Source organism: Pseudomonas helleri (genome assembly GCF_009600315.1).
In the GTDB taxonomy this organism is placed as follows: Bacteria; Pseudomonadota; Gammaproteobacteria; order Pseudomonadales; family Pseudomonadaceae; genus Aquipseudomonas; species Aquipseudomonas helleri_A.
In genome coordinates this window covers 117,523-138,707 of record NZ_WIWC01000001.1, presented here as the reverse complement: position 1 = coordinate 138,707, position 21,185 = coordinate 117,523, and the positions used below count along the sequence as shown (strand labels likewise).

Below are 21,185 nucleotides of genomic sequence, written 5' to 3'. Positions count from 1 at the left end.
TTCATGCCTAAAAGACAATTCATAAATACAGCAACTTTTGCTTACACACCTGACAACCTGTCAAGCCTAGCACTCTTCTTGCACAGGAGACTCATGGCTACTTGATGCCAGATAGAACCTAGGGCATAAGACTGTAAAAATTCTTACATGGAGCGTTACTGTGCGTTTGTTTTACCGTGTTTTGCTGATGTTGTTAGTGGCTTTGGGGGCTCTCATTGGCCTGATCCTCTATTTCACTGTTCACCCCAAACTGCCTGAATACTCTGCGCCACAGCAGCTGCATTACCTGGATCAGTGGAGTGCTGTAGACCGCCAGATTTATTACTTCACCCCTCAAGGGACTCAAGTTAAAGGCCTGCGCTATGACTGGTTCACAGCCCTGGAACTGCCGTTCTCCGAACAATCGTTTGCAGCGCCGGACTACTTGGCCAGATTTGGTTTTCTGGTAGAACCACAACAGAAAGCCAGCGCCACCAATCCAGGCAATTTGCCCGTGGGTTTCACCCGCCATCAAAACCCCGGAAGCCACATTGAGTATCTGGACATTACCTGCGCCGCCTGCCACACCGGCGAGCTGCGCTATAAGGGCCAAGCGCTGCGTGTCGATGGCGCACCTGCGCAGCATGTGCTGCCGTCCAGTGTTCCCACGTTGCAAGGCGGCAGCTTTGGCCAGGCATTGGTGGCCAGTCTGGCCGCCACCTATTACAACCCGTGGAAATTCGAGCGCTTTGCGCGCACGGTGCTGGGCGACAACTATGAACAGCAGCACAAACAGTTGCGCGCTGAGTTCAAGGTATCGCTGGATAATTTCCTCGCTGTGGCCTGGAACGATACCCATCGCGGCCTGTACCCAACCCTTGAAGGGCCCGGGCGGACCGATGCATTCGGGCGCATCGCCAATGCCAGCTTTGGTGACGCCATCACACCGGACAACTACCGCGTCGCCAATGCTCCGGTGGATTACCCGCACTTGTGGGACATGTGGACGTTTGACTGGGTGCAATGGAACGCGTCAGCCAAACAGCCGATGGCACGCAATATAGGTGAGGCGCTGGGAGTGGGTGCCACCCTCAACTTTTTCGACAGCCACGGCCAGCCGCTGCAAGGCGACGCTCGCTACCCTTCCAGCGTTCGGGTGCATGATTTGCACCTCATCGAAGAAACCTTGCAACGGCTCAAACCGCCGGTTTGGCCAGAAGCACTGTTCGGTCAGATTGACCGCCCTCTGGCCGCAAAAGGCCGCGCACTCTTTGCGCAGAACTGCGCAGCGTGTCACGTGCCGCCCGTCAAAGACGAAGACGGCCGACTGGTACAGCAATTGCGAGTCATTCCTTTGGCCGTGATTGGCACCGACCCTAACAGCGCGAACAACATTGCCGATAACCGTTATGACGTCAGTGCCTTGCAATGGGACCCGGCAGAACTGGCCAACCTCAATGTCAATCTGGTGCCGGCCAGCGACGAACCCCTGAACCTGCATTCGCTGTCAGTAGCCAAAGGCCTTGCCTATATCACCGCCTTTGTTGAGAAGCACGCGTATGTTCAGGCCGGGATCGACCCGCAAGAGCAGGCACGTCTCAATGGCTATGGCTTGCCTATTGCGGTTCAAGAGGTGCGCGCCTACAAGGCTCGCCCTTTGGAGGGGATCTGGGCGACTGCACCTTTCCTGCACAACGGCTCAGTCCCTACGTTGTATCAACTGCTCTCACCCCAATCCGAGCGGGACGAAACCTTTTACCGCGGCAGTTTTGAATACGACCCCCGTCATCTGGGTTATCGCACCGAAGCGTTTGATGGCGGTTTTGTGCTGGATACGCGAATCAGTGGTAACCACAACAGCGGTCACGAGTTCCGCGCCGGGCCACTGGGTAATGGCGTGATTGGCCGCCTGCTGCAACCCGAAGAACGCTGGGCATTGCTGGAGTACCTAAAGGTGCTCGGCGGGCCGCTTGAACAGCAGTTGCCCCCTCTATGAAGTGCCACGCCTTATCGTGCCCGATAAAAGGAAGTATTGATGCTCACTAAACTCTGGCTTCGTCTCGGCACCTGGCTGGGCAAGCTTGTACTCATACTGATTGCGCTGGGCCTGATCGGCTGGGCGCTTGCCACTGGCTGGTATGCCTGGCAACACCGCGGCCCGGTTTCAACGCAGGAAGAAGTCCCCGCCGGTGAAGCAGCCATGACGCAGGACACCCTCCAGACGGCGATCAAAATTGTCGATCAGCACCGCGACAACACGCGTTACCTGCGTGATGCCCATGCCAAGGCCCATGGCTGCGTAAAAGCCGAGGTGGTGGTGCTTGACGATCTCGACCCCGCTCTGCGTCAAGGGGTGTTCGCACAGCCGGGTAAAACCTGGCAGGCGGTGATGCGCCTGTCCAATGGCAATGCTTACCCGCAATTCGACAGCATGCGCGATGCGCGGGGCATGGCCATCAAACTGCAGGACGTGCCGGGCACCCAATTGATTCAGAGTCAGCAAGGTCGTAACGAACAAGACTTTGTGATGTTCAACCATCCCAACTTTTTCGTCAGCGATGTGGCCGAGTACCGCCAGAACATCGGCGCGCAGGCTGACGGCCAGAAAGTGATGGCATTCTTTCCTACCTGGGACCCGCGCAGCTGGCAGATCCGTCATCTGTTTATCGCTTTGGCTACCCTAGCGCCAGCCCCGGCGAGTCCGACCCAAACCACCTACTTTTCGGTCTCGCCCTACAAGTTTGGTGCGGCCAACGCTAAATACCGTGTAGCCCCTGACCCTGATAGCTGCCCCACTTACACCCTGCCCGCACAAAATGAAGCACTGCCCAACTTCTTGCGCAGTGCATTGAACCAGCAGCTCTCAAGGGATCGCGTACCGGCGTGCTTCGTGTTGCAGATTCAGCGGCAAAACGCCAATCGCTTTATGCCGATAGAAGACACCAGCATCGAGTGGAAAGAGTCAGACGCGCCGTTCGAAACCGTGGCCATAGTCAAAGTGCCGGCTCAGGACTTCGACACCCCTCGCGAAAATTTGGCGTGTGACAACCTGTCTTTTAATCCCTGGCACGGGATTGAGGAGCATCGACCGATTGGCGGTATCAATCGACTGCGCAAAGCCGTGTATGACGGTGTCAGTCAATACCGCCATACACGTAATGCTGAGCAATGATGGGTATTTAAACCAGACTCGGGGCGCGTAAAAAAGGCTTGCGCCCTCGTGATCAGTTCAATGTGTGATCACGCTGACGCAAGCCTTGGTTAAACCCACATGCACCTTAGTGCACCGGCAGTTCAACCCCTTCAAACAGGTCTTCAAGCTCTTGCTTGTTATGGCACTGAATCGCTTTGGCCATGACTTCACGGGTCAGGTGCGGCGCAAACTTTTCGATAAAGTCGCACATGAATCCACGCAAGAAGGTGCCACGGCGGAAGCCAATCTTGGTAACGCTCGACTCAAACAGTTCACTGGCGTCCAAAACCACCAAGTCTTTGTCCAGATTGGTGTCGACGGCCATCTTGGCCACGATGCCAACGCCCAGTCCTAATCGCACGTAGGTTTTAATCACGTCAGCGTCAGCTGCGGTAAACACCACTTTTGGGGTCAATCCGCGGTGACTGAAGGCTTCATCCAGCTTGGAACGCCCGGTAAAACCGAATACATAGGTGACGATCGGGTATTCGGCCAGCGCTTCAAGGGTCAGCTTGGGCAATTTGGTCAACGGGTGACCTTGCGGCACCACGACACAGCGATTCCAGCGATAGCACGGCATCATCACCAGGTCGCCGAACAGTTCAAGAGCTTCCGTAGCGATGGCGAAGTCAACGGTGCCATCGGCTGCCATTTCGGCAATTTGCATGGGTGAGCCCTGATGCATATGCAGGGCTACATCCGGGTATTGCTTAATGAAGTTGCTGATCACCGGTGGCAAGGCATAGCGCGCCTGGGTGTGCGTGGTGGCAATCGACAGCGTGCCTTTTTTCTCGTTGGAAAATTCTTGAGCAATTTGTTTGATGCTCTCGACTTTGCGCAAGATCTCACCCGCCGTGGTGATAATCCGCTCCCCCGCAGGTGTCACTCGAGTCAGATGTTTGCCGCTACGGGCAAACACTTCGACGCCCAACTCGTCTTCAAGCAGGCGAATCTGTTTGCTGATACCCGGCTGTGAGGTGTAAAGGCTCTGCGCGGTCGCTGAAACGTTGAGGTCGTGGTGCGCCACTTCCCAGATGTAGCGCAATTGTTGAAGCTTCATATGCATCCCTCAAAGCAGATTGACGCCAAGGGTATCGGCGGCGATATATAACTATATGGAAGGTCAAGAGAATAAATCTAGAACTTTATTATCATTTTATCCATTCCCCGCGCCTCACCTTTCTGAATGGCGCCGCCGATGTAACAGCGGCACCATATACACAGGCATCTGCGCCAATTCGAGCACCCGCAGGGCTGTGCGCCCCAGGTGAGTGTTAGGCCCCGTCGGCTGGCAATGACTGCCGAGCACCAACAGGTCGACTTCCAGTTTTAAGGATTGCTCCAGAATGACCTGCGCAGGCTCCCCCTGGAGAACCTTGACGGAACGAATCAATGCAAGCTCCTGATCGCCCTCAAGCAAATCATCGCGAAAACTGTCCAGCACCCGCTGTTCGATATTCAGCAGCATGGTATGCATACCTTGCTGCTGTAATTCATTGAGTGAGTGTTCATCCAGGTAGCTCTGCAGCACAGATTCGGCGAACAGCCCCATCGGCTCTACCACATGGATGACATACAAATCTGCGCTGAAGCCCCGGGCCATACCCAATGCATGTTGCATCACGACCGGCGCGTATATCCCAAGGTCAGTGGCATAGAGTATTGAGCGGATCATGCGGCCTCCCCGAATGCCAGAATGGCCGAGACACAATCAGCTTAGCAGCGCCCTCACCAGTACGATGACCCACACGATGACTTACACGTCACGCTCAGTCAGAGGTCAGGCTGCGCGTCTCGTTACTGATGCCGTGGGGCACATGGCCGGTGGCAACGACCTGCCGCGCCCGCTCACAATGACCGGCCTGATCATCAAAAAACACGTCGGCGGCAAACGCCTCCAAAAATGCTGATTTATCCAGTCCACCCAGGAACAGCGACTCATCCAGACGAATATCCCAATCGCGCAAGGTACGGATCACCCGTTCATGGGCAGGCGCGGAGCGCGCAGTGACCAGCGCCGTGCGAATCGGACAGGTGTCGACCGGGAACTCTCGCTGCAACAGGTTCAGGGCCTCCAGAAAGCCTTTAAACGGACCGCCACGCAAAGGGCTGCGCGCCGAGTCACGCTCCAGAGATTGAAACGCTTCAAGACCTCCCGACTGATAGACACGTTCCGACTCATCGGAAAACAGCACTGCGTCACCATCGAAAGCAATGCGCAGTTCTGCACTTTCGGCGCGCCGCGCTCCTCCCGATAGAATCGTCGCCGCTGCAAAACCGGCATCCAGGGCACTGCGTACATCTTCAGCATGGGTCGATAAAAACAGGTCGCACGCAAAGGCATTCAAATACGGGTGAGGGTTGCGGCCACCGGAAAAGGCGGCACGGGAAATGGCCAGCCCGTAATGTTGAATCGAATTGAATACGCGCAACCCGGTGTCGGCACTGTTGCGGGACACCAGCACCACTTCGACTCGCTCGCGACCAAGGCTTGCATTGAAACTGAGGAGTTTTTTCACCAGCTCGAATGCATCGCCCGGTTCCAGCACTTCATCTTCGTGCTCAATCTGATACTGGCGATAGGCTTCGATTCCTTGCGTCAGATACACCTGATGACTGTCGCTCAAATCGAACAGCGCCCGAGATGAGATGGCCAGCACCAGCCTGCCTTTTAATTCTTTACTCATGTCGCCCCCGCAGAGTGTGATGTATCAAGGCAGCTCGTCAGGCTCGCGCGTCAAGGCAAGGCGGATATGGTGCGCCAGTTCGCCTTCACTTAAACGCGACTTCAACTCACCGTAAAATGCGCCGTCATGCACCACAAACAATGCCGGCAAATGAAAAATCTCATAGCGCTCGACCAAACCGCCGTTGTTCCCCGCATCAATCCAACACACCTGATCGACCGGCAACTGCATGTCGGGCAATTGGGTTCGTGCCGTTCGACAGCTGCCACAACCCACGCTGGTAAATACCACCAGTGAGGTACCGGGCAGCGTCAACAGACGCTGATCCGCATCAAAGTCCGTCAGTTCCATTTCTCTCACTATACTTGGAAAAATAATATTGAAATGCTGGCACTCGGAGTGTGCATACATGGGTCGTTTCCTTCCTCACCCAGACGATATTCCTGTTGAGATCAAACCCCGCAAACAACCTGCCCTTTCGCGCCACAAACTGCACTCTATCAGCCTTGCCGGCGTTTCATGCAATAGCGACAGAGGCTGGCGGCGCGGTGCTGCTGTAGAACTCAGCATGCCGACCCTTGGCGAAAACGCCCGCTACCCGGGCTACATTGCATGGTGCGAAAAACGCTGCGAAGGCTATCGGATCGGCGTTGCATTTACAGATGACCAGACACTCTTTGGCGCACGAATGGGTGAGCAAGTCTGTCAGATCGAACACTATTACCGCCTTCAACAACACAGCCAGAACCCAGAAAATATCGAAACACTGGCGCTTGAATGGATCGGTCATCATGCCGTCGAGTTCTCTCAGGCCACCCTTGATCGAGCACTTGCACATCCGCTACTGGATTAAAGCGCTGCCTGCCCATTGTCGAATAACCGGTTAACGCGTTAAGGTTCGGCTCCCCGATGCGCTCAATCAAGCTGTGCTCCGCCGCACGGGGATCGCTGGCGGCCGGCACCCGTGACCTGACGAGTAACACGATGGCTGATTTACCGATCGACGACTTAAACGTTGCCTCCAACGAAACCCTGATCACCCCTGCACAGCTCAAACGCGAGATTCCTCTCAGTGAGGCCGCGCTGCAGACTGTGACCAAAGGGCGTGAGGTGATTCGCAACATCCTGGATGGCAAAGACCATCGACTGTTCGTTGTCATCGGGCCTTGCTCGATCCACGACCTCAAGGCTGCCCACGAGTATGCCGAGCGCCTCAAGGTGCTGGCGGCTGAAGTCAGCGACACGCTTTATCTGGTGATGCGCGTCTATTTTGAAAAACCGCGCACGACCGTCGGCTGGAAGGGCCTGATCAACGACCCGTATCTGGATGACTCCTTCAAAATTGAAGATGGCCTGCATATTGGTCGTCAACTGTTGCTGGATCTGGCTGAAATGGGCCTGCCAACAGCCACCGAAGCCCTTGATCCGATTTCTCCGCAATACCTGCAAGATCTGATCAGTTGGTCGGCTATCGGCGCCCGCACCACCGAGTCGCAAACGCACCGCGAAATGGCTTCCGGCTTGTCCTCGGCAGTCGGTTTCAAGAACGGCACCGATGGCGGCCTGACGGTAGCGATCAACGCGTTGCAATCGGTTTCCAGCCCGCATCGCTTCCTGGGTATCAATCAGGAAGGTGGCGTGTCGATTGTCACCACCAAAGGCAATGCTTACGGACACGTGGTATTGCGTGGCGGCAATGGCAAGCCCAACTACGACTCGGTCAGTGTCGCCTTGTGTGAGCAAGCACTGAACAAAGCTAAAATCTTGCCGAACATCATGGTTGATTGCAGCCACGCCAACTCCAACAAGGACCCCGCCCTGCAACCGCTGGTAATGGAGAACGTCGCCAACCAGATCGTTGAAGGCAATGAATCGATTATCGGCCTGATGGTAGAAAGCCACCTGAACTGGGGCTGCCAGCCTATCCCAAAAAACCTGGAAGACTTGCAATACGGCGTCTCGATCACCGATGCTTGCATCGACTGGGCGAGCACCGAAAGCACCCTGCGCAGCATGCACGCCAAGCTCAAGGATGTACTGCCAAAGCGTTCGCGCGGCTGATTGGCCGGTTACACGGGCACAAAAAAACCGGGCCACGCCCGGTTTTTTTTCGACTGCAGGTTCAGGTTTTCGCTTGGGCGCGCTTGTGGCGCTCCATATAACGCTCAACGTAAGAACACGAGGGGATTACCTCGTAGCCCATTTTGTCGGCGTAATCGAGTGCCTGCTCAGTCAACGCGGCCGCGATACCTCGCCCACGCAACGCATTGGGTACAAATGTGCGGTAGATATCCAGCGTCTGCTTACCCAGGTCCATATAGGTCAGGTAAGCACGATGACCGTCAACAGTGGTCTCAAACTGGTGACCTGCCTGGTCATGGTGGATAGACAACGCCTCGCTCATCATTGCTCCTTAGCGGGTCTTGAACCGTGACCTCTACATTACTGTTGTTTTTGGGCCGAGGGAACTGCCACGCCATCACGACACCGAATTAAGAATAGCCGCGTTCAAGGCAAATACGGGGCCAATAACGCTTTTCGCGGGTTGAGGCTATGACGAACGCCCCCACTTAAAGTCACGTGAAGGTGCCATGCTTTTGACTTCGGTCAATGTTGAAGCGACTGTTTTTCAAGCACAATCAGTTAACGCTAGTCGAAAGGCGTTGATTACCAAATATTTTTTTTGGTTCTTGCGCTAGGTCAGTTTACTTACTACAAGTAATGGGTAGTATGTACGCCGGCTGTTTCCTCACTTTGAAGGAGCAGCTTCATTTAGAAAGTCCTTGAAGGGGAACACGATGAACAACGTTCTGAAATTCTCTGCTCTGGCATTGGCCGCAGTTCTGGCTACCGGTTGCAGCAGCGTATCTAAAGAAACTGAAGCCCGTCTGACTGCAACTGAAGATGCAGCAGCTCGCTCCCAGGCTCGTGCTGATGAAGCTTACCGTAAAGCTGATGAAGCTCTGGCTGCTGCTCAAAAAGCACAACAGACTGCTGACGAAGCTAACGAGCGCGCTCTGCGTATGCTTGAAAAAGCTAGCCGCAAGTAATAGTCCTTCGGGATTGTTACCAAGCCGATCCATTTATGGATCGGCTTTTTTATTGCCGGCAACTAAGCAGGCAATAAAAAACCGCCAGGGCTTACGCCATGGCGGTTTTTTTAACCCTCAAATCAGGGTATGTAATCCAATGACTGTTCCACGGGTGCCGAGATATCAAAACCCACTTCGGTAGGTACTCCCGTTTCGGCGCGAACAACCTCCCACGCCTTGTCCCGGTCAATCTGAATAGTATCTTTCAATTCGGGGCGCTTAAGCACCGCATTCATCACTGCGTTATAGCGTTCGTTGAGCTCTTCGATTGAAGCTGCCGACGGCGCCCCTACGGCAACCAGAGAACCATCGCTCACGTTCAAGGGTTGATGCAGCTCAAGGTAGACCTTGCCACCGCTGACACCGATCTTGTAAGGCTCGTTTATGATTCTTACCGGCGTACCGACCGGCACCATACTCGCCATTTGCAGCACATTCTGGTTGAACATGCGGAAACAGCCGTGGCTGGTGCCCGTACCAATGCCGAATTTGGCATTGGAACCGTGAATCAGGTAGCCGGGCATGCCCAAGGTGAATTTAAAAGGCCCCAAGGGGTTATCCGGGCCAGCCGGGACGACGTTCGGCAAGGGGTCGCCATGTGCGGCATGTTCGGCCTTGATCGATGCAGGGGGTGTCCAGGTCGGATTGGGGGTTTTGGCCGTGATTTTCGTGGTGCCTACTGGAGATCCCCAACCTTCACGACCGATCCCTAGTGGAAAGGTGTAAACCACATCCCGGTCTTTCGGGAAGTAGTACAAACGGTACTCGGCCAGATTGATCACGATGCCTTCGCGCTTGCCCGGCGGCAAAACAAACTGGGTCGGCAGCACCACGTCGGTCTCTTCGCCTTTGCGTTTAACCGGCAGCCAGGCATCCACCCCAGGATTGGCGGCAATCATTTCCGAGTAGCCCAACTCATACTTCTCGCCCAGATCGGCAAAGGAATCTTCATATTGAGCCTTGATCACCTGCACCTGGCCGACGACATCTTCACCGGGCGGCGGCAACGGAAATTCAAGCGCAGAAACGGGGCCGGCAATACAGAGGGCGGCAACTGACAGGTAGCGGGTGACCGCAGGTAGGCGCGACAACATCCGGAACATCCTTCGCAAAGCAACGGGGATAAAAAAAGGAGTTTACACCGCACTCACAGGGTTCGTGAGCCGGCTAAGTCGTCAGTCAGGTAACATCATAGTTCAAAGCGCAGTTCCGGCCAGATAGGCTCCGTACCGCGACGCTGGGACTCAATGATTGCCCGGCACAATGGACACAGCCGGTGGTCCTGGAAAACCTTACGCGTGACATCCGACCAGCGCGGCTGAGCAGGCAACAGAGAGCCGCATAACGTGCGATCGATGGTGCCGCCCAGCTCAAGTTGGCGCGTGACCAGATGCACCCGGACTTCCTGGCAGGCGAACAGATCGAGCTGTTCGTCAGGCTCGATCAGTTGATAGGCATATAAAGACCAGGCAGGACGCGACATCAGGGGCTCCAAATCGGGGGGGCGCCACATTAGCCGAAACACTGCCACTAGAGAAGCATCAAAGCAGGGGTTTTAGCACCGGCCATACATTATTCAGCAGCTTCTCCTGCGCCGAGACTGCTGGATGCACGCCATCTGCCTGCATCAAATCGGGATGCCCCCCAATGCCTTCAAGGAAAAACGGCACCAGCGCAAGCTTCTTTTCTTCAGCCAGATCGCTGTACACCTTGGCAAACGCTGTGGTGTAACGAACACCATAATTGGGCGGTATCTGCATCCCCAGCAGCAACACTTTGGCCCCGGCAGCGAGAGACTGGTCAATCATGCTCGCAAGATTTTGTTTCAATTGCGCCGGTGGCTGCCCCCGCAAGCCGTCATTACCGCCCAGCTCTACAATCACAACATCGGGTTTATGGGCTGCAAGCAGTGCAGGCAGTCGCGCCAACCCGCCAGCACTGGTGTCGCCGCTGATGGATGCATTAACCACTTTGTCGTCGTAACCCTGCTGCTTGAGACGCTGTTCCAGCAAAGACACCCACCCCAGACGGGTATCCAGGCCGAAACCCGCGCTGATACTATCGCCGACGATCAATAGTGTTCCCGCCGTTGCAGACTGAGCTATACACATCAGGGTCAGAGCAGCACTTAAAAACCACACACGCATTGGATTCTCCATAGGCGAACGTATTCTCACCGCGCAGAACCTTAGCAAAGTGGTTCCCAGCGCGGAAGGCGAGTTAACCATCCTTCACCCTTTGAGCCTAGCGCTGAACAAGGGCGACAGTCTGGCGATTGTTGGTGCATCGGGGTCGGGGAAATCCACATTGCTGGGTTTACTGGCAGGCCTGGACCTGCCCAGTGAAGGCGAAGTCATCCTGGCCGGACGCGCCTTGAGCACGCTCGATGAAGACCAGCGAGCACGGGTCCGCGCCGAGCATGTCGGCTTTGTATTCCAGTCCTTCCAATTGCTCGACAGCCTCAATGCGCTGGAAAACGTCATGCTGCCGCTGGAGCTTGACGGCCGCAAAGATGCCCGCGCTCATGCCCGGCACCTGCTGGAACGGGTCGGTCTTGGCCAGCGTTTGAGTCACTCACCGCGCCAACTGTCCGGCGGCGAGCAGCAACGCGTGGCTATCGCCCGCGCATTCGCGGCCAACCCGGACGTGCTGTTTGCCGATGAACCCACCGGCAATCTGGACAGCCATACCGGTGAACGCATTACTGATTTGCTCTTTCAACTGAACAAGGAACGTGGCACCACCCTGGTGCTGGTGACCCATGACGAACGCCTGGCGCACCGTTGCCGGCGACTGATCCGCCTTGAAGCCGGCCATCTGGTCGGCCCTCTGGAGCCCTGATGGCACGCCTTCCGCTGTTGCGTCTGTTCAGCCTCGCGCTGCGCCAACTGGTGCGCGACGCCCGCGCCGGAGAGTTGCGGGTGCTGTTCTTCGCCCTGCTGGTGGCCGTTGCTGCCAGCACGGCCATCGGCTACTTCGGTGCGCGACTCAATGGCGCGATGCTGTTGCGTGCCACCGAATTTCTGGGGGCTGATCTGGTGCTGGATGGCAGCACCCCGGCCCGCGCGGAACAAGTGCGCACAGGCCTGGATCTGGGTTTGCAACACGCGCGCGTTGTCGAGTTTTCCAGCGTTATTGCCACTGACAACGGCATTCAATTGTCCAGCATCAAAGCCGCCGATGATGCGTACCCTTTGCGTGGAGAGCTGAAAAGCGCAGCTCAGCCTTACGCCCAAGAGCAACCCGGGGGCGGCCCTAAACCCGGGGAAGCCTGGGCGGAATCACGATTGCTCACAGCACTGGATCTGAAAGTCGGTGATGAGATCGACGTTGGCTCCAAAACCGTGCGCATCACTCGCGTACTCACCTATGAGCCCGACCGTGCCGGCAATATTTACAGCCTCACCCCACGTGTCCTGATCAATCTTGACGATCTGGCTGCCACAGGCATCGTTCAGCCCGGCAGCCGAGTGACGTTTCGTGAACTGTGGCGGGGTGAAGCGCCCGCCCTTGAGTCCTATCGGCAAACACTCAAACCCGGTCTTGATCCTAATCAGCGCTTGCTCGATGGCCGCGACGGCAACCAGCAAATCGGGGGCGCACTCGGCAAGGCTGAGCGTTATTTGAATATGGCCAGTCTGGTCGCCGTGCTGTTGGCAGGCGTGGCCGTGGCATTGTCGGCAACCCGATTTGCCAATCGACGTTTCGACGCCAGCGCCCTCCTGCGTTGCCTGGGCCTGTCGCGCCGCGAAACCTTGTGGCTATTCACCTTGCAACTGGCGGTACTGGGGTTGCTGGCCAGCATCGCCGGAGCCTTGCTGGGTTGGATTGCGCAGCTCGGATTGTTTGCCATCCTGCATAATTTGCTGCCTTCGGATGTGCCACCAGGCGGCCTCATGCCAGCCATCGCAGGTATGGCCACGGGACTCGTCGCCTTGGCCGGCTTCGCGTTGCCTCCGCTGGCTGCACTGGGGCGCGTGCCGCCTTTGAGGGTCTTGCGCCGCGACATGCTCCCTGTTCCGGCCAGCACCTGGACCGTATACGGGGCGGCCTTGCTGGCCCTCGGCCTGATCATGTGGCGCATGAGTCTGGATCTGGTCCTGACCTTCGCCCTGCTCGGCGGCGGTGTAATTGCCGCATTGGTGCTCGGCGGCTTGTTATTACTGGGCTTGCAAAGCCTGCGCCGATTAATGGCGCGGGCCAGTTTGGCGTGGCGACTGGGCTTGGGCCAGTTACTGCGTCAGCCGCTGGCAGCGGCGGGCCAATCGCTGGCTTTTGGCCTGATCCTGCTGTCGATGGCGCTAATCGCTTTGCTGCGCGGTGAACTGCTGGACACCTGGCAAAACCAGTTGCCCAAAGACGCGCCCAACTATTTCGCCCTGAACATTTTGCCGGCTGACAAAGACGCCTTCGGCGCTCGCCTGCATGAACTTCAAGCTCAGGCAGCGCCGCTTTATCCAGTGGTTCCCGGACGGTTGGTCAGCATCAATGGCGAGCCGGTGCAAGAGATCGTCACTAAAGACTCCAGTGGCGACAAAGCCATCCAGCGCGACCTGAGTCTGACGTGGGCCGCCCAGTTGCCCGAGGGCAATAAACTGACAGAGGGTGCATGGTGGAGTGCTCAGCCTGAAGGGGATATTCCCGGCGTCTCGGTCGAAGCCAAAGTCGCCGAGAGCCTGAAACTGAAGGTGGGCGACCACCTGACCTTTACCGTTGGCGGGGTCAATCGCGAGGCGCAAGTCACCAGTTTGCGCACCATCAACTGGGACAACTTCCAGCCAAACTTCTTCATGATTTTCCAGCCGGGAACCCTACAGGACCTGCCCACCACTTACCTCACCAGCTTTTATCTGGCGCCGGGGCATGACAAGGAAATCATCGAGTTGTCACGCAGCTTCCCGGCAGTGACCATTCTGCCCATCGAAGCGCTGCTCGCACAGTTGCGCAGTATTTTGGCGCAAGTGACCATCGCGATTGAATACGTGTTGCTGTTCGTATTGGCTGCCGGGCTCGCGGTGTTGTTTTCCGGCCTGCAATCGACACTGGACGAACGTATTCGCCAGGGCGCTCTATTGCGCGCGTTGGGCGCCGAACGACAGCTGCTGGTCAAGGCCCGGCGCATCGAATTCGGCCTGCTGGGCGCAACCAGCGGTTTGTTGGCAGCTTTGGGCACCGAACTGGTGAGTCTGGTGCTTTACCGGTTTGCCTTCGACTTGCCGTGGCATCCACACCCTTGGCTGCTGTTGTTGCCGCTAGTGGGTGCGCTGATGGTGGGGGCTGCTGGCGTATTTGGCACCCGCAGAGCGCTCAATGCCAGCCCGCTGACAGTCTTGCGCGAGGGCTGATAGACTCGCGGCCTTCTCTGCCAACGGATTGCCCATGAGCCGCTATCGCCCTCCCCGCCCTGCTGGCACCGCGCTAATCACCCCCGAAGGTGAAGCGCGGATGCGCGCCGAACTGCATGAGTTGTGGCATGTGCGCAGGCCGCAAGTGACCCAGTCGGTCAGTGAGGCCGCGGCTCAAGGGGATCGTTCGGAAAACGCCGAATACACCTACGGCAAGAAAATGCTGCGGGAAATTGACAGCCGCGTGCGTTTTTTAACTAAACGTCTCGAGAGTCTGAAGGTTGTCAGCGAAAAGCCCAGCGATCCAAACAAGGTGTATTTCGGCGCATGGGTCACGATTGAGGACGAAAACGGTAAACAGGCACGCTACCGTATCGTCGGCCCGGATGAGCTTGACCTCAAGCTGGGGCTCATCAGCATCGATTCCCCGTTGGCGCGGGCCTTGATCGGGAAATCGCTGGATGCTGAAGTCAGAGTGCAAACACCCACAGGTGAGCAATGGGTGTATATCGTTGCGATTGAGTACCCCTGACGGCACTAGCGCAAGGCAATCAAGCCTTGGCGCGACACCCTGATCAAGTTGCGGATAACCGCCTCGGCATCCTCGGCGCGCGGGGATTGAACCACCGCAAGATCAAAACTGTCGCTGGCAAATCGGGTCAGCTGATCACCCTCTTCAACGAACTGAATCAAGAAAGCCGAAGCCCGACCCTTGCGACGCGGCCAGCCATCCAGCCAACGCAGCAACGTCGGTTGATGTTTACCGCCCAGAAGGATTTTTGGATTGCGCAGGTCCGAGTTGGCAGTGACAGGTGCCGGGCTTGCAACGGGACGTGGTTGACTCATGTTTCGGTTCTCCGCCTCAGGATTCTGCGTGGCAGGTGAGAGGCAACACCGAACCAGCGCTTTAGCGGTATTTCGAGGTTTGCTGCAAACCTCTTAGAAAGTCTAGTGACCCTCTGGCGCCCCGCAAGTAGCTGTTTAAATCGGCGCAAGAAAACATCCTAGATAAACCCCCTTGCAGCTGTCAAGAATCTCGTACAACGAAAAAGACCCATCTACTAGACGGGTCTTCAGAGTGTGCGCTGAGGTTTACCGGGCGATGGTCCGATCAAACGACAGCTTGCCGGCCCCTTCGATCAGTACGGCAAGCGTGCCGCCCAACAGGGCCAAGGCAAACTCATAGCCGTTGTTGGCCATAAACAAACCGTTATGTATATGCACCGAGAAGATCGCCACCAGCAACGTGAACGTCAAGCCCAATGCGGCAGGGCGAGCCAGCAACCCAATGATCAAGGCCAACCCGCCAAAGAATTCAGTGCCGCCCGCTAACAGCGCCATTAACGTGCCCGGCGCCAGGCCTATGCTTTCCATCCATTGCGCCGTACCCGCCAGACCCCCGCCACCAAACCAGCCGAACAACTTTTGCGAGCCGTGAGCGGCGAAAATGATGCCTACAAAAATTCGCAAAACGGTCAACCCATAACCTGCACGCGTGCTCAGTACGATCTGGATGAATTTGCTCATGGTGGAGTCCTTTAAGTGTTCAAGTGGGAATGGCGCCATATTAATCAGTTTTTATAATGTTAAAAGTCGAATAAACCCAGCATAACAATCAGTTTTTTAGATTATTTGCGAGAGGCCAATGCCGGCTTTCCTGGCTCCAGCGAGCCACGGACTCGATCAAAAGCCAAAAAGTATTTATTCACACTATTAACGTAGCTGACCGGCCCCATGCCGACCTGCTCCATTGCAATGCGCTCCACTTGAAAGAACCACTGATTCGGATTTAACCCGCGTCGCCGCGCTTCGGCCCGCATCCCCTGTACCCGTTCCGGGCCCATGTTGTAAGCCGCCAGCACAAAGGCCATGCGCTCTCTCTCATTGAGCTTGGGGCTGGAAAAGAACTTGCGCCGGATCATCGCCAGGTACTTGGCACCCGCTTGAACGTTGTTATCGACGCTCTGAATGTTATTGACACCCACTCGTTGGGCCGCTGATGGGGTAATTTGCAACAACCCGGTTGCTCCGCCGCCGCCTTTGGCATTGGAGTTCAGGGTTGATTCCTTGAACGCCAGCGCGGCCAGATTGAGCCAGTCCATGCCCTGCTGACCGGCATGTTTTTGCAGCACCGGGCGCAACTGTTCAAGCTTCTGCCGGTCGGCCCGGGCCAGCGGGTTATGCACGCGGTAAAGCCTTCGATACACCCGCTCAAACGCCACATCCTGATTGGACGGCGCTTTATAACCGACTAAAAAACGATCAATACTGGCCCGTAACATTGAAGCATCACGCCGAACGTACCAGCGCATGGCTCTGGGCTCACTGATCAGTACCTTGCGATCGAAATGCAGCTTGGGCATCAGCGTGGCCCAACGCTCAGCAATGGGCTTTTCAACGATGGTCAGATGAAAAATGCCGGCTTGCACCATCTCCAGCACATCTTCCACCGCCAGCGTCGGGTCGACCCATTCGATCTTCACCGCAGGCAACTTGCGCAAGGCCAGCTTTTGATTGATTACGTTCACCGCTGCACCCGCCGCGCTGCCGGTGGTCAAGGCCACTGTACGGCCTGAGAGCTGCTCCAGACGGGTGAAACGGCGCTGCCCTTTGCCACCCACCAGCAGCAAAGGCACATCATCAACAATCGGAGCGCTGGCACTGATTGTACGGCCGGGTTTGAGGTTGAACAGTTCGCCGGGGGCCACCACATCGCCTTCGCCACGCGACAGCGCTCCGAGCAATTGGTCTTTGGCTTTGGGAATGATCTTGAGGGTGATTTTCTGGCCATCACGGGCATGACCATTGAGATAACGTTCGAAAGCGCGCAAGCGATGGTATTCAACGCCAATGTCCTGGCCCTGTACTTCACCTGAACTGTTGCGGCTTTGATTGACCAGCACCCGCAGCACTTTACTGTTGCGAATTTGCGCCAGATCACGGGCCTGGCTGGGTTTGCCGACCTGTGATGGACCGGCCTGACGCGCCATGGCCGATACAGGCAAGAGCATGAGGCACAAGGCAATCAATAGCGTGGGTCTAATCATCCGTTCTCCGGAGTGAATGGCCTTCAGCACTGGATCGATTTACCCGACCACCGGTTATCCTTTTGGGACTAAAAAAGCGCTGAAAACAATAAGCAAACGTACAGCGGCAGTCTTTGCGAACCTGGCGTTACGTTGATGCGGCATTCAAAGACAACCATAACTGTCTGTAGTTCTTGGTTTTTCTTATCAATCTACAGCTCTGATATGCTTCCCGGCCTCTGGCCTGAGGTAGCACCATGCAACTCATCGATATCGGCGTCAACCTGACCAACTCCAGCTTCGACGGCAAACACGCAGCCGTTTTAGAGCGTGCTTACGCGGCAGGCATCTCACAATTGGTGCTCACAGGCACCAGTGTTGAAGGCAGTGAACAGGCCTTGAATCTGTGCTGGGAGCTGGATGAAAGCGCGCAGCGGCTGTTTGCAACGGCGGGTATCCACCCCCATTCGGCCAGTGACTGGAATGGCGACAGCGCCCAACGTTTACGGGCACTGCTCAAAGAGCCCAACGTGCGCGCCGTCGGCGAATGCGGGCTGGACTTCAACCGCGATTTCTCCCCGCGAGCACAGCAGGAAAAAGTACTGGAAGAACATTTGGCGATGGCCGTTGACTTGCAATTGCCGGTGTTTTTGCATGAGCGCGACGCCAACCAACGCCTGCTGGAAATCCTGCGTCATTACCGCGACCACTTGCCTGCGGCCGTGGTGCATTGCTTTACCGGTGAAAAACGCGCGCTGTTCAGTTACCTGGATCTGGATTTGCACATCGGCATCACTGGCTGGATCTGTGACGAACGACGCGGCACCCACTTGCATCCGCTGGTGCGCGACATCCCCCGTGGTCGCTTGATGCTGGAAAGCGATGCACCGTATTTGCTGCCACGTACCTTGCGGCCCAAGCCTAAAAATGGCCGCAACGAACCGGCTTACTTGACCGAAGTGCTGCGCGAAGTGGCTCTGCACCGCGATGAAAATCAGGAAGACCTGGCCGCCCACACCACCGCTTGCGCCCGGGCGTTCTTTGGATTGCCCGTAATCGCTGACTCAACTGTCGCGTAGCAGCCTTCAGCAACGCTTACGACAACGTCGAGTCACCTTACAGCCTTGACCCATATCAAGAGCCTCTCTTTGAATACCGGCACAATGATGGCACCTTGCCAATATTGTGCGTGTAAAACAGAGAAGACCTCCCATGGGTACCTGGCTTAGCAACATCTCGCTCAAATACAAATTCTGGGCCGTCAATGCGGTGGCCTTCGTCACTACGTTGCTGCTGGTGCTGTATGCGGTTCAGCTCGAGCAGCAAGCGCGCCGTGACGCAGCGTTGACCAACGCCAAAGAGCACGCACAATTGCTCACTGCCTGGCCCGCCGGTCAGCCATTGCCTGAGCGCTCCAGCCTCCTGCGCGTAAAGCCCGGCCAGCCGACACCACCGGGCGCCATCAGGGTTAGCCGCGACGACGGCCAGACCCTTGCGGTCATGGCTGATGCGCCGACCTTCAAACAGGTCTTTGTGAAGCGCCTGCCCAACTATGCAGTGGCCGTTCTGGTGCTGATGCTTGCCATGCTCGGGGCCTCACAACTGCTCATCCGTTTTCTGCTGAGCCAACTCAACACGCTCAAGGACGTGATGCTGAATGTCGAGCAAACCGGCGACTTATCGGCCCGTGTGCCTTTGGCTTGCACCGATGAAGTCGGACAGATGGCCAGCGCCTTTAACGCCATGCAGGCCGGTTATCAGCGCGTCGTCAATACGGTCGCCGAGACAGCCGCGCAGTTGGATGCAGGTGCGGCGCGTCTGGCCAGCAGCATGGATGAGGTGCGTCAGGGCATGCTTGGACAACAGAGCGAGACCGATCAGGCAGCGACTGCCATCAATGAAATGTCCGCCACGGTTTATCACATTGCTCAACACGCGGGCGCCACACGTGACCTCTCACAAACCGCCGATACGTTAGCGGGCAGCGGCCAACAGGTGGTGAGCCGGGTGCAGCACTCCATCGCCAGCTTATCCAGCGGAGTACAAACCACTGCCGAGATGATTCAACAACTCGCTCTGGACAGTCAGAAGATCAATAGCGTGGTCGGGGTTATTCACAGCATTGCCGAACAAACCAATCTGCTGGCGCTGAATGCCGCCATTGAGGCCGCTCGCGCTGGGGAGATGGGCAGAGGCTTTGCAGTCGTGGCGGATGAAGTGCGTAATCTGGCCAAGCGTGTACAAGCCTCCACCGATGAAATTACGCTCATGGTGTCCGCCTTGCAGTCAGGCACACGCGATGCGGTGGACTTTATGCAGGAAAGCTCGTTCAAGGCAGACGATTGCGTGCAGCAAGCGCAGGAAGCGGGTGCAGCACTGGCCGAGATCACTCAGGCCGTGGCCCGGATGCGCGAAAGCAATACGCAGATTGCGGTCGCTGCCGAGCAGCAAAGCCAAGTGGCCGAAGAGATGAACCGGGCGGTTGTCAGCATTCGCGATGTCACCGAAAACACCGTACAGCAGACCCTCGACTCGGCCACCACCAGCAACCAACTGGCAACCTTGGCCGGGGAATTGAACCGCGCCATTGGCCAATTAAAGCTATAGACAACTGCCTATAAGGCCAATAGCCATTGTTGATTCGCCGTTGATGCCCCTCGGTCCTATTCTTTGTTTATCCGGTTCAGCCAGGACTGAACCTTTGAACAATCCAAGGAGAGCAATCATGGGCAAACAACATCCAGACCAACCTGCCTGGCAATGGCGCTCCGCCCCAGTGAACGCTCGCAGTGCTTCGCTGCAAGCGCTTGACCTGATCGCCATCCCGGTCATGGTCGTGGCTTTTTTACTGCTGGCTTCAGGCGTCTTCAGCAACACTGCAACCAGTGCCGTGATTGGACTGGTTGCGCTGATCGCTGGCTTGGCTATCCAGTATCAAGGGCGCCAATTTGATGAACAGGCCAACGATCGTCAGCGCAGCAAAACGTTCTGATTAACCGAAAACGGTGACGGTCTGGCGGCTAATCGCAATCAGCTCACCCGCGGGCGACCACAGATTAGCCGCCACATGGCCGTAGCCATCTCGGGCATGCTCGATCACCGCCAAGTATTTGCACCAGTCCAGTGTGCTGACGTTTGGTAATGGCTGCACAAACTCAATGGTCCAGGTCAATGTACTGCCCGCCGTCGGCTTATTGAGCAGCGACAGCAAAGCGGGCGGCCAGGCATCAACCAGCGCCAGCAGATGGGTTTCGGTCAAAGGCTCATCCTGCAGATCCCCAGCAAGGCGCACCCAGCCTCCCATTTCACGCGTGCCACGGCCGCTGAACGGCAGTGCCCCCACCGCCCACGCCATCGATACATGACGCATGAACTCCGGGGTGATGCCCTTGATATAGGGTAATAGCGGACAGTCAGCGCGAGCTTTCATTTCAGGCCCGGGCACACTGTCGATGCTGACCATAGACTCACGCGCGGCGCCGAAACTGCCTTGAACCAGCGTCACCACCTGGCCATTTTGCATGGCCCGCCCCAGCACCTGACTGACGGCCTTACCTTCGCGCAGTATCTCGACCTCAAAACTGATCGACACACCCGGTTCCGCCGGCCCGACGAAACTCACTGACAAGGAACGCAATGTTCGTTCTGCCGGGACTTGCGCGCGCATGGCTTCATATTGCAGAGCCACCATCAGACCGCCAAAGGTTGCACGCCCCTGCCCCCAATCTGCCGGAACGGTCACCGCCGTCGGGTCGTTACGCACCGCAGCGACCAATGCTGAAAATTCCATGAGCACCTCACAAGTGGATAAAACACCGGGCAATACTACGCAGGGCTTATCCCGTGTACAGGCCTTGAATGCG

Annotated in this window: 23 protein-coding genes; 11 read left to right on the top strand and 12 right to left on the bottom strand. The window is 56.7% G+C overall.

The genetic code is table 11. The features are described from left to right. The first annotated feature begins 160 nt into the window (after positions 1 to 160). Together GHN86_RS00675 and GHN86_RS00670 are read left to right on the top strand one after the other, a co-directional pair. Positions 161 to 1,975, top strand: a complete 1,815-nt coding sequence (locus tag GHN86_RS00675; protein ID WP_323369942.1) for a di-heme-cytochrome C peroxidase — start codon at positions 161 to 163, stop codon at positions 1,973 to 1,975. 39 nt (positions 1,976 to 2,014) lie between these two features. Then, positions 2,015 to 3,151 (top strand): catalase family protein, encoded by a 1,137-nt coding sequence (locus GHN86_RS00670; RefSeq protein WP_153377232.1) that lies wholly within the window; start codon positions 2,015 to 2,017, stop codon positions 3,149 to 3,151. Between the two features lie 106 nt (positions 3,152 to 3,257). On the opposite strand, the gene cysB is transcribed toward GHN86_RS00670, so the two are convergent. The 4 genes from cysB to GHN86_RS00650 all read right to left on the bottom strand — a co-directional run bounded on the left by cysB (position 3,258) and on the right by GHN86_RS00650 (position 6,270). Then, positions 3,258 to 4,232, bottom strand: coding sequence for an HTH-type transcriptional regulator CysB (gene cysB, locus GHN86_RS00665; RefSeq protein WP_153377231.1), 975 nt, complete (start codon positions 4,230 to 4,232; stop codon positions 3,258 to 3,260). Between the two features lie 114 nt (positions 4,233 to 4,346). Beyond that, positions 4,347 to 4,847: a universal stress protein gene (locus tag GHN86_RS00660; RefSeq protein ID WP_153377230.1), complete on the bottom strand. Its 501-nt coding sequence runs from the start codon at positions 4,845 to 4,847 to the stop codon at positions 4,347 to 4,349. Between the two features lie 94 nt (positions 4,848 to 4,941). Beyond that, the gene (locus GHN86_RS00655; protein WP_153377229.1) at positions 4,942 to 5,859 is read right to left on the bottom strand and encodes a 5'-nucleotidase; all 918 of its coding nucleotides are present in this window, start codon (positions 5,857 to 5,859) and stop codon (positions 4,942 to 4,944) included. A 24-nt stretch (positions 5,860 to 5,883) separates the two neighbouring features. Next, on the bottom strand, positions 5,884 to 6,270 hold the full coding sequence (locus GHN86_RS00650) for a thioredoxin family protein (protein WP_194286166.1): 387 nt from the start codon (positions 6,268 to 6,270) through the stop codon (positions 5,884 to 5,886). Between GHN86_RS00650 and GHN86_RS00645 the strand changes: the two genes are divergently transcribed. Continuing rightward, positions 6,269 to 6,712 carry a PilZ domain-containing protein gene (locus GHN86_RS00645; RefSeq protein WP_153377227.1) on the top strand — a complete coding sequence of 148 codons (444 nt, stop codon included), beginning with the start codon at positions 6,269 to 6,271 and terminating at the stop codon, positions 6,710 to 6,712. The genes GHN86_RS00650 and GHN86_RS00645 overlap by 2 nt on opposite strands. Before the next feature lie 131 nt (positions 6,713 to 6,843). Further along, on the top strand, positions 6,844 to 7,920 hold the full coding sequence (locus GHN86_RS00640) for a 3-deoxy-7-phosphoheptulonate synthase (protein ID WP_153377226.1): 1,077 nt from the start codon (positions 6,844 to 6,846) through the stop codon (positions 7,918 to 7,920). A gap of 61 nt (positions 7,921 to 7,981) precedes the next feature. Here the strand turns inward: GHN86_RS00640 and GHN86_RS00635 are convergent, their stop codons facing one another. Next, positions 7,982 to 8,263: a GNAT family N-acetyltransferase gene (locus GHN86_RS00635; RefSeq protein WP_153377225.1), complete on the bottom strand. Its 282-nt coding sequence runs from the start codon at positions 8,261 to 8,263 to the stop codon at positions 7,982 to 7,984. Between the two features lie 394 nt (positions 8,264 to 8,657). On the opposite strand from GHN86_RS00635, the gene oprI reads away from it, so the two are divergent. Then, on the top strand, positions 8,658 to 8,909 hold the full coding sequence (gene oprI, locus GHN86_RS00630; RefSeq protein WP_003172710.1) for an outer membrane lipoprotei OprI: 252 nt from the start codon (positions 8,658 to 8,660) through the stop codon (positions 8,907 to 8,909). A gap of 122 nt (positions 8,910 to 9,031) precedes the next feature. Here oprI and GHN86_RS00625 read toward each other — a convergent pair whose 3' ends face one another. The 3 genes from GHN86_RS00625 to GHN86_RS00615 form a co-directional block, all read right to left on the bottom strand. Beyond that, positions 9,032 to 10,045: a L,D-transpeptidase family protein gene (locus tag GHN86_RS00625; protein WP_153385958.1), complete on the bottom strand. Its 1,014-nt coding sequence runs from the start codon at positions 10,043 to 10,045 to the stop codon at positions 9,032 to 9,034. Positions 10,046 to 10,140: 95 nt separating this feature from the next. Continuing rightward, positions 10,141 to 10,434, bottom strand: a complete 294-nt coding sequence (locus GHN86_RS00620; RefSeq protein WP_003446817.1) for a hypothetical protein — start codon at positions 10,432 to 10,434, stop codon at positions 10,141 to 10,143. Positions 10,435 to 10,492: 58 nt separating this feature from the next. Next, positions 10,493 to 11,098 carry an arylesterase gene (locus GHN86_RS00615; protein WP_153377223.1) on the bottom strand — a complete coding sequence of 202 codons (606 nt, stop codon included), beginning with the start codon at positions 11,096 to 11,098 and terminating at the stop codon, positions 10,493 to 10,495. 10 nt (positions 11,099 to 11,108) lie between these two features. On the opposite strand from GHN86_RS00615, the gene GHN86_RS00610 reads away from it, so the two are divergent. From GHN86_RS00610 to greB, 3 genes are read left to right on the top strand one after another with little or no spacing between them, the layout of a single operon-like run. After that, a complete protein-coding gene (locus GHN86_RS00610; protein WP_153377222.1) occupies positions 11,109 to 11,792 on the top strand; it encodes an ABC transporter ATP-binding protein in 684 nt (227 codons plus the stop codon). Beyond that, on the top strand, positions 11,792 to 14,296 hold the full coding sequence (locus tag GHN86_RS00605; protein ID WP_153377221.1) for an ABC transporter permease: 2,505 nt from the start codon (positions 11,792 to 11,794) through the stop codon (positions 14,294 to 14,296). The genes GHN86_RS00610 and GHN86_RS00605 overlap by 1 nt, the downstream gene beginning before the upstream one ends. 34 nt (positions 14,297 to 14,330) lie before the next feature. Then, positions 14,331 to 14,828: a transcription elongation factor GreB gene (gene greB, locus GHN86_RS00600; protein WP_153377220.1), complete on the top strand. Its 498-nt coding sequence runs from the start codon at positions 14,331 to 14,333 to the stop codon at positions 14,826 to 14,828. Between the two features lie 5 nt (positions 14,829 to 14,833). Here greB and GHN86_RS00595 read toward each other — a convergent pair whose 3' ends face one another. The 3 genes from GHN86_RS00595 to GHN86_RS00585 form a co-directional block, all read right to left on the bottom strand. After that, positions 14,834 to 15,142, bottom strand: a complete 309-nt coding sequence (locus GHN86_RS00595) for a class I SAM-dependent methyltransferase (protein ID WP_153377219.1) — start codon at positions 15,140 to 15,142, stop codon at positions 14,834 to 14,836. 246 nt (positions 15,143 to 15,388) lie between these two features. Beyond that, the gene (locus tag GHN86_RS00590; protein ID WP_153377218.1) at positions 15,389 to 15,823 is read right to left on the bottom strand and encodes a DoxX family protein; all 435 of its coding nucleotides are present in this window, start codon (positions 15,821 to 15,823) and stop codon (positions 15,389 to 15,391) included. Positions 15,824 to 15,924: 101 nt separating this feature from the next. After that, a complete protein-coding gene (locus GHN86_RS00585) occupies positions 15,925 to 17,343 on the bottom strand; it encodes a transglycosylase SLT domain-containing protein (RefSeq protein WP_153385956.1) in 1,419 nt (472 codons plus the stop codon). Positions 17,344 to 17,579: 236 nt separating this feature from the next. Between GHN86_RS00585 and GHN86_RS00580 the strand changes: the two genes are divergently transcribed. The 3 genes from GHN86_RS00580 (at position 17,580) to GHN86_RS00570 (ending at position 20,314) form a co-directional block, all read left to right on the top strand. Continuing rightward, on the top strand, positions 17,580 to 18,401 hold the full coding sequence (locus GHN86_RS00580) for a TatD family hydrolase (RefSeq protein ID WP_153385954.1): 822 nt from the start codon (positions 17,580 to 17,582) through the stop codon (positions 18,399 to 18,401). 133 nt (positions 18,402 to 18,534) lie between these two features. Next, a complete protein-coding gene (locus GHN86_RS00575) occupies positions 18,535 to 19,929 on the top strand; it encodes a methyl-accepting chemotaxis protein (protein WP_153377215.1) in 1,395 nt (464 codons plus the stop codon). Between the two features lie 118 nt (positions 19,930 to 20,047). Then, complete coding sequence (locus GHN86_RS00570) at positions 20,048 to 20,314, top strand: terminase (RefSeq protein WP_153377214.1); 267 nt, start codon at positions 20,048 to 20,050, stop codon at positions 20,312 to 20,314. Here the strand turns inward: GHN86_RS00570 and GHN86_RS00565 are convergent, their stop codons facing one another. Beyond that, positions 20,315 to 21,112: an acyl-CoA thioesterase gene (locus GHN86_RS00565; RefSeq protein WP_153377213.1), complete on the bottom strand. Its 798-nt coding sequence runs from the start codon at positions 21,110 to 21,112 to the stop codon at positions 20,315 to 20,317. Positions 21,113 to 21,185 lie beyond the last annotated feature (73 nt).

What these genes read in the sequence shown, in the direction of transcription:
- GHN86_RS00670 (WP_153377232.1), top strand. Translation starts at nt 2,015, where the DNA reads ATGCTCACTAAACTCTGGCTTCGTCTCGGCACCTGGCTGGGCAAGCTT.
- cysB (WP_153377231.1), bottom strand. Translation starts at nt 4,232, where the DNA reads ATGAAGCTTCAACAATTGCGCTACATCTGGGAAGTGGCGCACCACGAC.
- GHN86_RS00660 (WP_153377230.1), bottom strand. Translation starts at nt 4,847, where the DNA reads ATGATCCGCTCAATACTCTATGCCACTGACCTTGGGATATACGCGCCG.
- GHN86_RS00655 (WP_153377229.1), bottom strand. Translation starts at nt 5,859, where the DNA reads ATGAGTAAAGAATTAAAAGGCAGGCTGGTGCTGGCCATCTCATCTCGG.
- GHN86_RS00645 (WP_153377227.1), top strand. Translation starts at nt 6,269, where the DNA reads ATGGGTCGTTTCCTTCCTCACCCAGACGATATTCCTGTTGAGATCAAA.
- GHN86_RS00650 (WP_194286166.1), bottom strand. Translation starts at nt 6,270, where the DNA reads ATGTATGCACACTCCGAGTGCCAGCATTTCAATATTATTTTTCCAAGT.
- GHN86_RS00640 (WP_153377226.1), top strand. Translation starts at nt 6,844, where the DNA reads ATGGCTGATTTACCGATCGACGACTTAAACGTTGCCTCCAACGAAACC.
- GHN86_RS00635 (WP_153377225.1), bottom strand. Translation starts at nt 8,263, where the DNA reads ATGAGCGAGGCGTTGTCTATCCACCATGACCAGGCAGGTCACCAGTTT.
- oprI (WP_003172710.1), top strand. Translation starts at nt 8,658, where the DNA reads ATGAACAACGTTCTGAAATTCTCTGCTCTGGCATTGGCCGCAGTTCTG.
- GHN86_RS00625 (WP_153385958.1), bottom strand. Translation starts at nt 10,045, where the DNA reads ATGTTGTCGCGCCTACCTGCGGTCACCCGCTACCTGTCAGTTGCCGCC.
- GHN86_RS00620 (WP_003446817.1), bottom strand. Translation starts at nt 10,434, where the DNA reads ATGTCGCGTCCTGCCTGGTCTTTATATGCCTATCAACTGATCGAGCCT.
- GHN86_RS00615 (WP_153377223.1), bottom strand. Translation starts at nt 11,098, where the DNA reads ATGCGTGTGTGGTTTTTAAGTGCTGCTCTGACCCTGATGTGTATAGCT.
- GHN86_RS00605 (WP_153377221.1), top strand. Translation starts at nt 11,792, where the DNA reads ATGGCACGCCTTCCGCTGTTGCGTCTGTTCAGCCTCGCGCTGCGCCAA.
- greB (WP_153377220.1), top strand. Translation starts at nt 14,331, where the DNA reads ATGAGCCGCTATCGCCCTCCCCGCCCTGCTGGCACCGCGCTAATCACC.
- GHN86_RS00595 (WP_153377219.1), bottom strand. Translation starts at nt 15,142, where the DNA reads ATGAGTCAACCACGTCCCGTTGCAAGCCCGGCACCTGTCACTGCCAAC.
- GHN86_RS00590 (WP_153377218.1), bottom strand. Translation starts at nt 15,823, where the DNA reads ATGAGCAAATTCATCCAGATCGTACTGAGCACGCGTGCAGGTTATGGG.
- GHN86_RS00585 (WP_153385956.1), bottom strand. Translation starts at nt 17,343, where the DNA reads ATGATTAGACCCACGCTATTGATTGCCTTGTGCCTCATGCTCTTGCCT.
- GHN86_RS00580 (WP_153385954.1), top strand. Translation starts at nt 17,580, where the DNA reads ATGCAACTCATCGATATCGGCGTCAACCTGACCAACTCCAGCTTCGAC.
- GHN86_RS00575 (WP_153377215.1), top strand. Translation starts at nt 18,535, where the DNA reads ATGGGTACCTGGCTTAGCAACATCTCGCTCAAATACAAATTCTGGGCC.
- GHN86_RS00570 (WP_153377214.1), top strand. Translation starts at nt 20,048, where the DNA reads ATGGGCAAACAACATCCAGACCAACCTGCCTGGCAATGGCGCTCCGCC.
- GHN86_RS00565 (WP_153377213.1), bottom strand. Translation starts at nt 21,112, where the DNA reads ATGGAATTTTCAGCATTGGTCGCTGCGGTGCGTAACGACCCGACGGCG.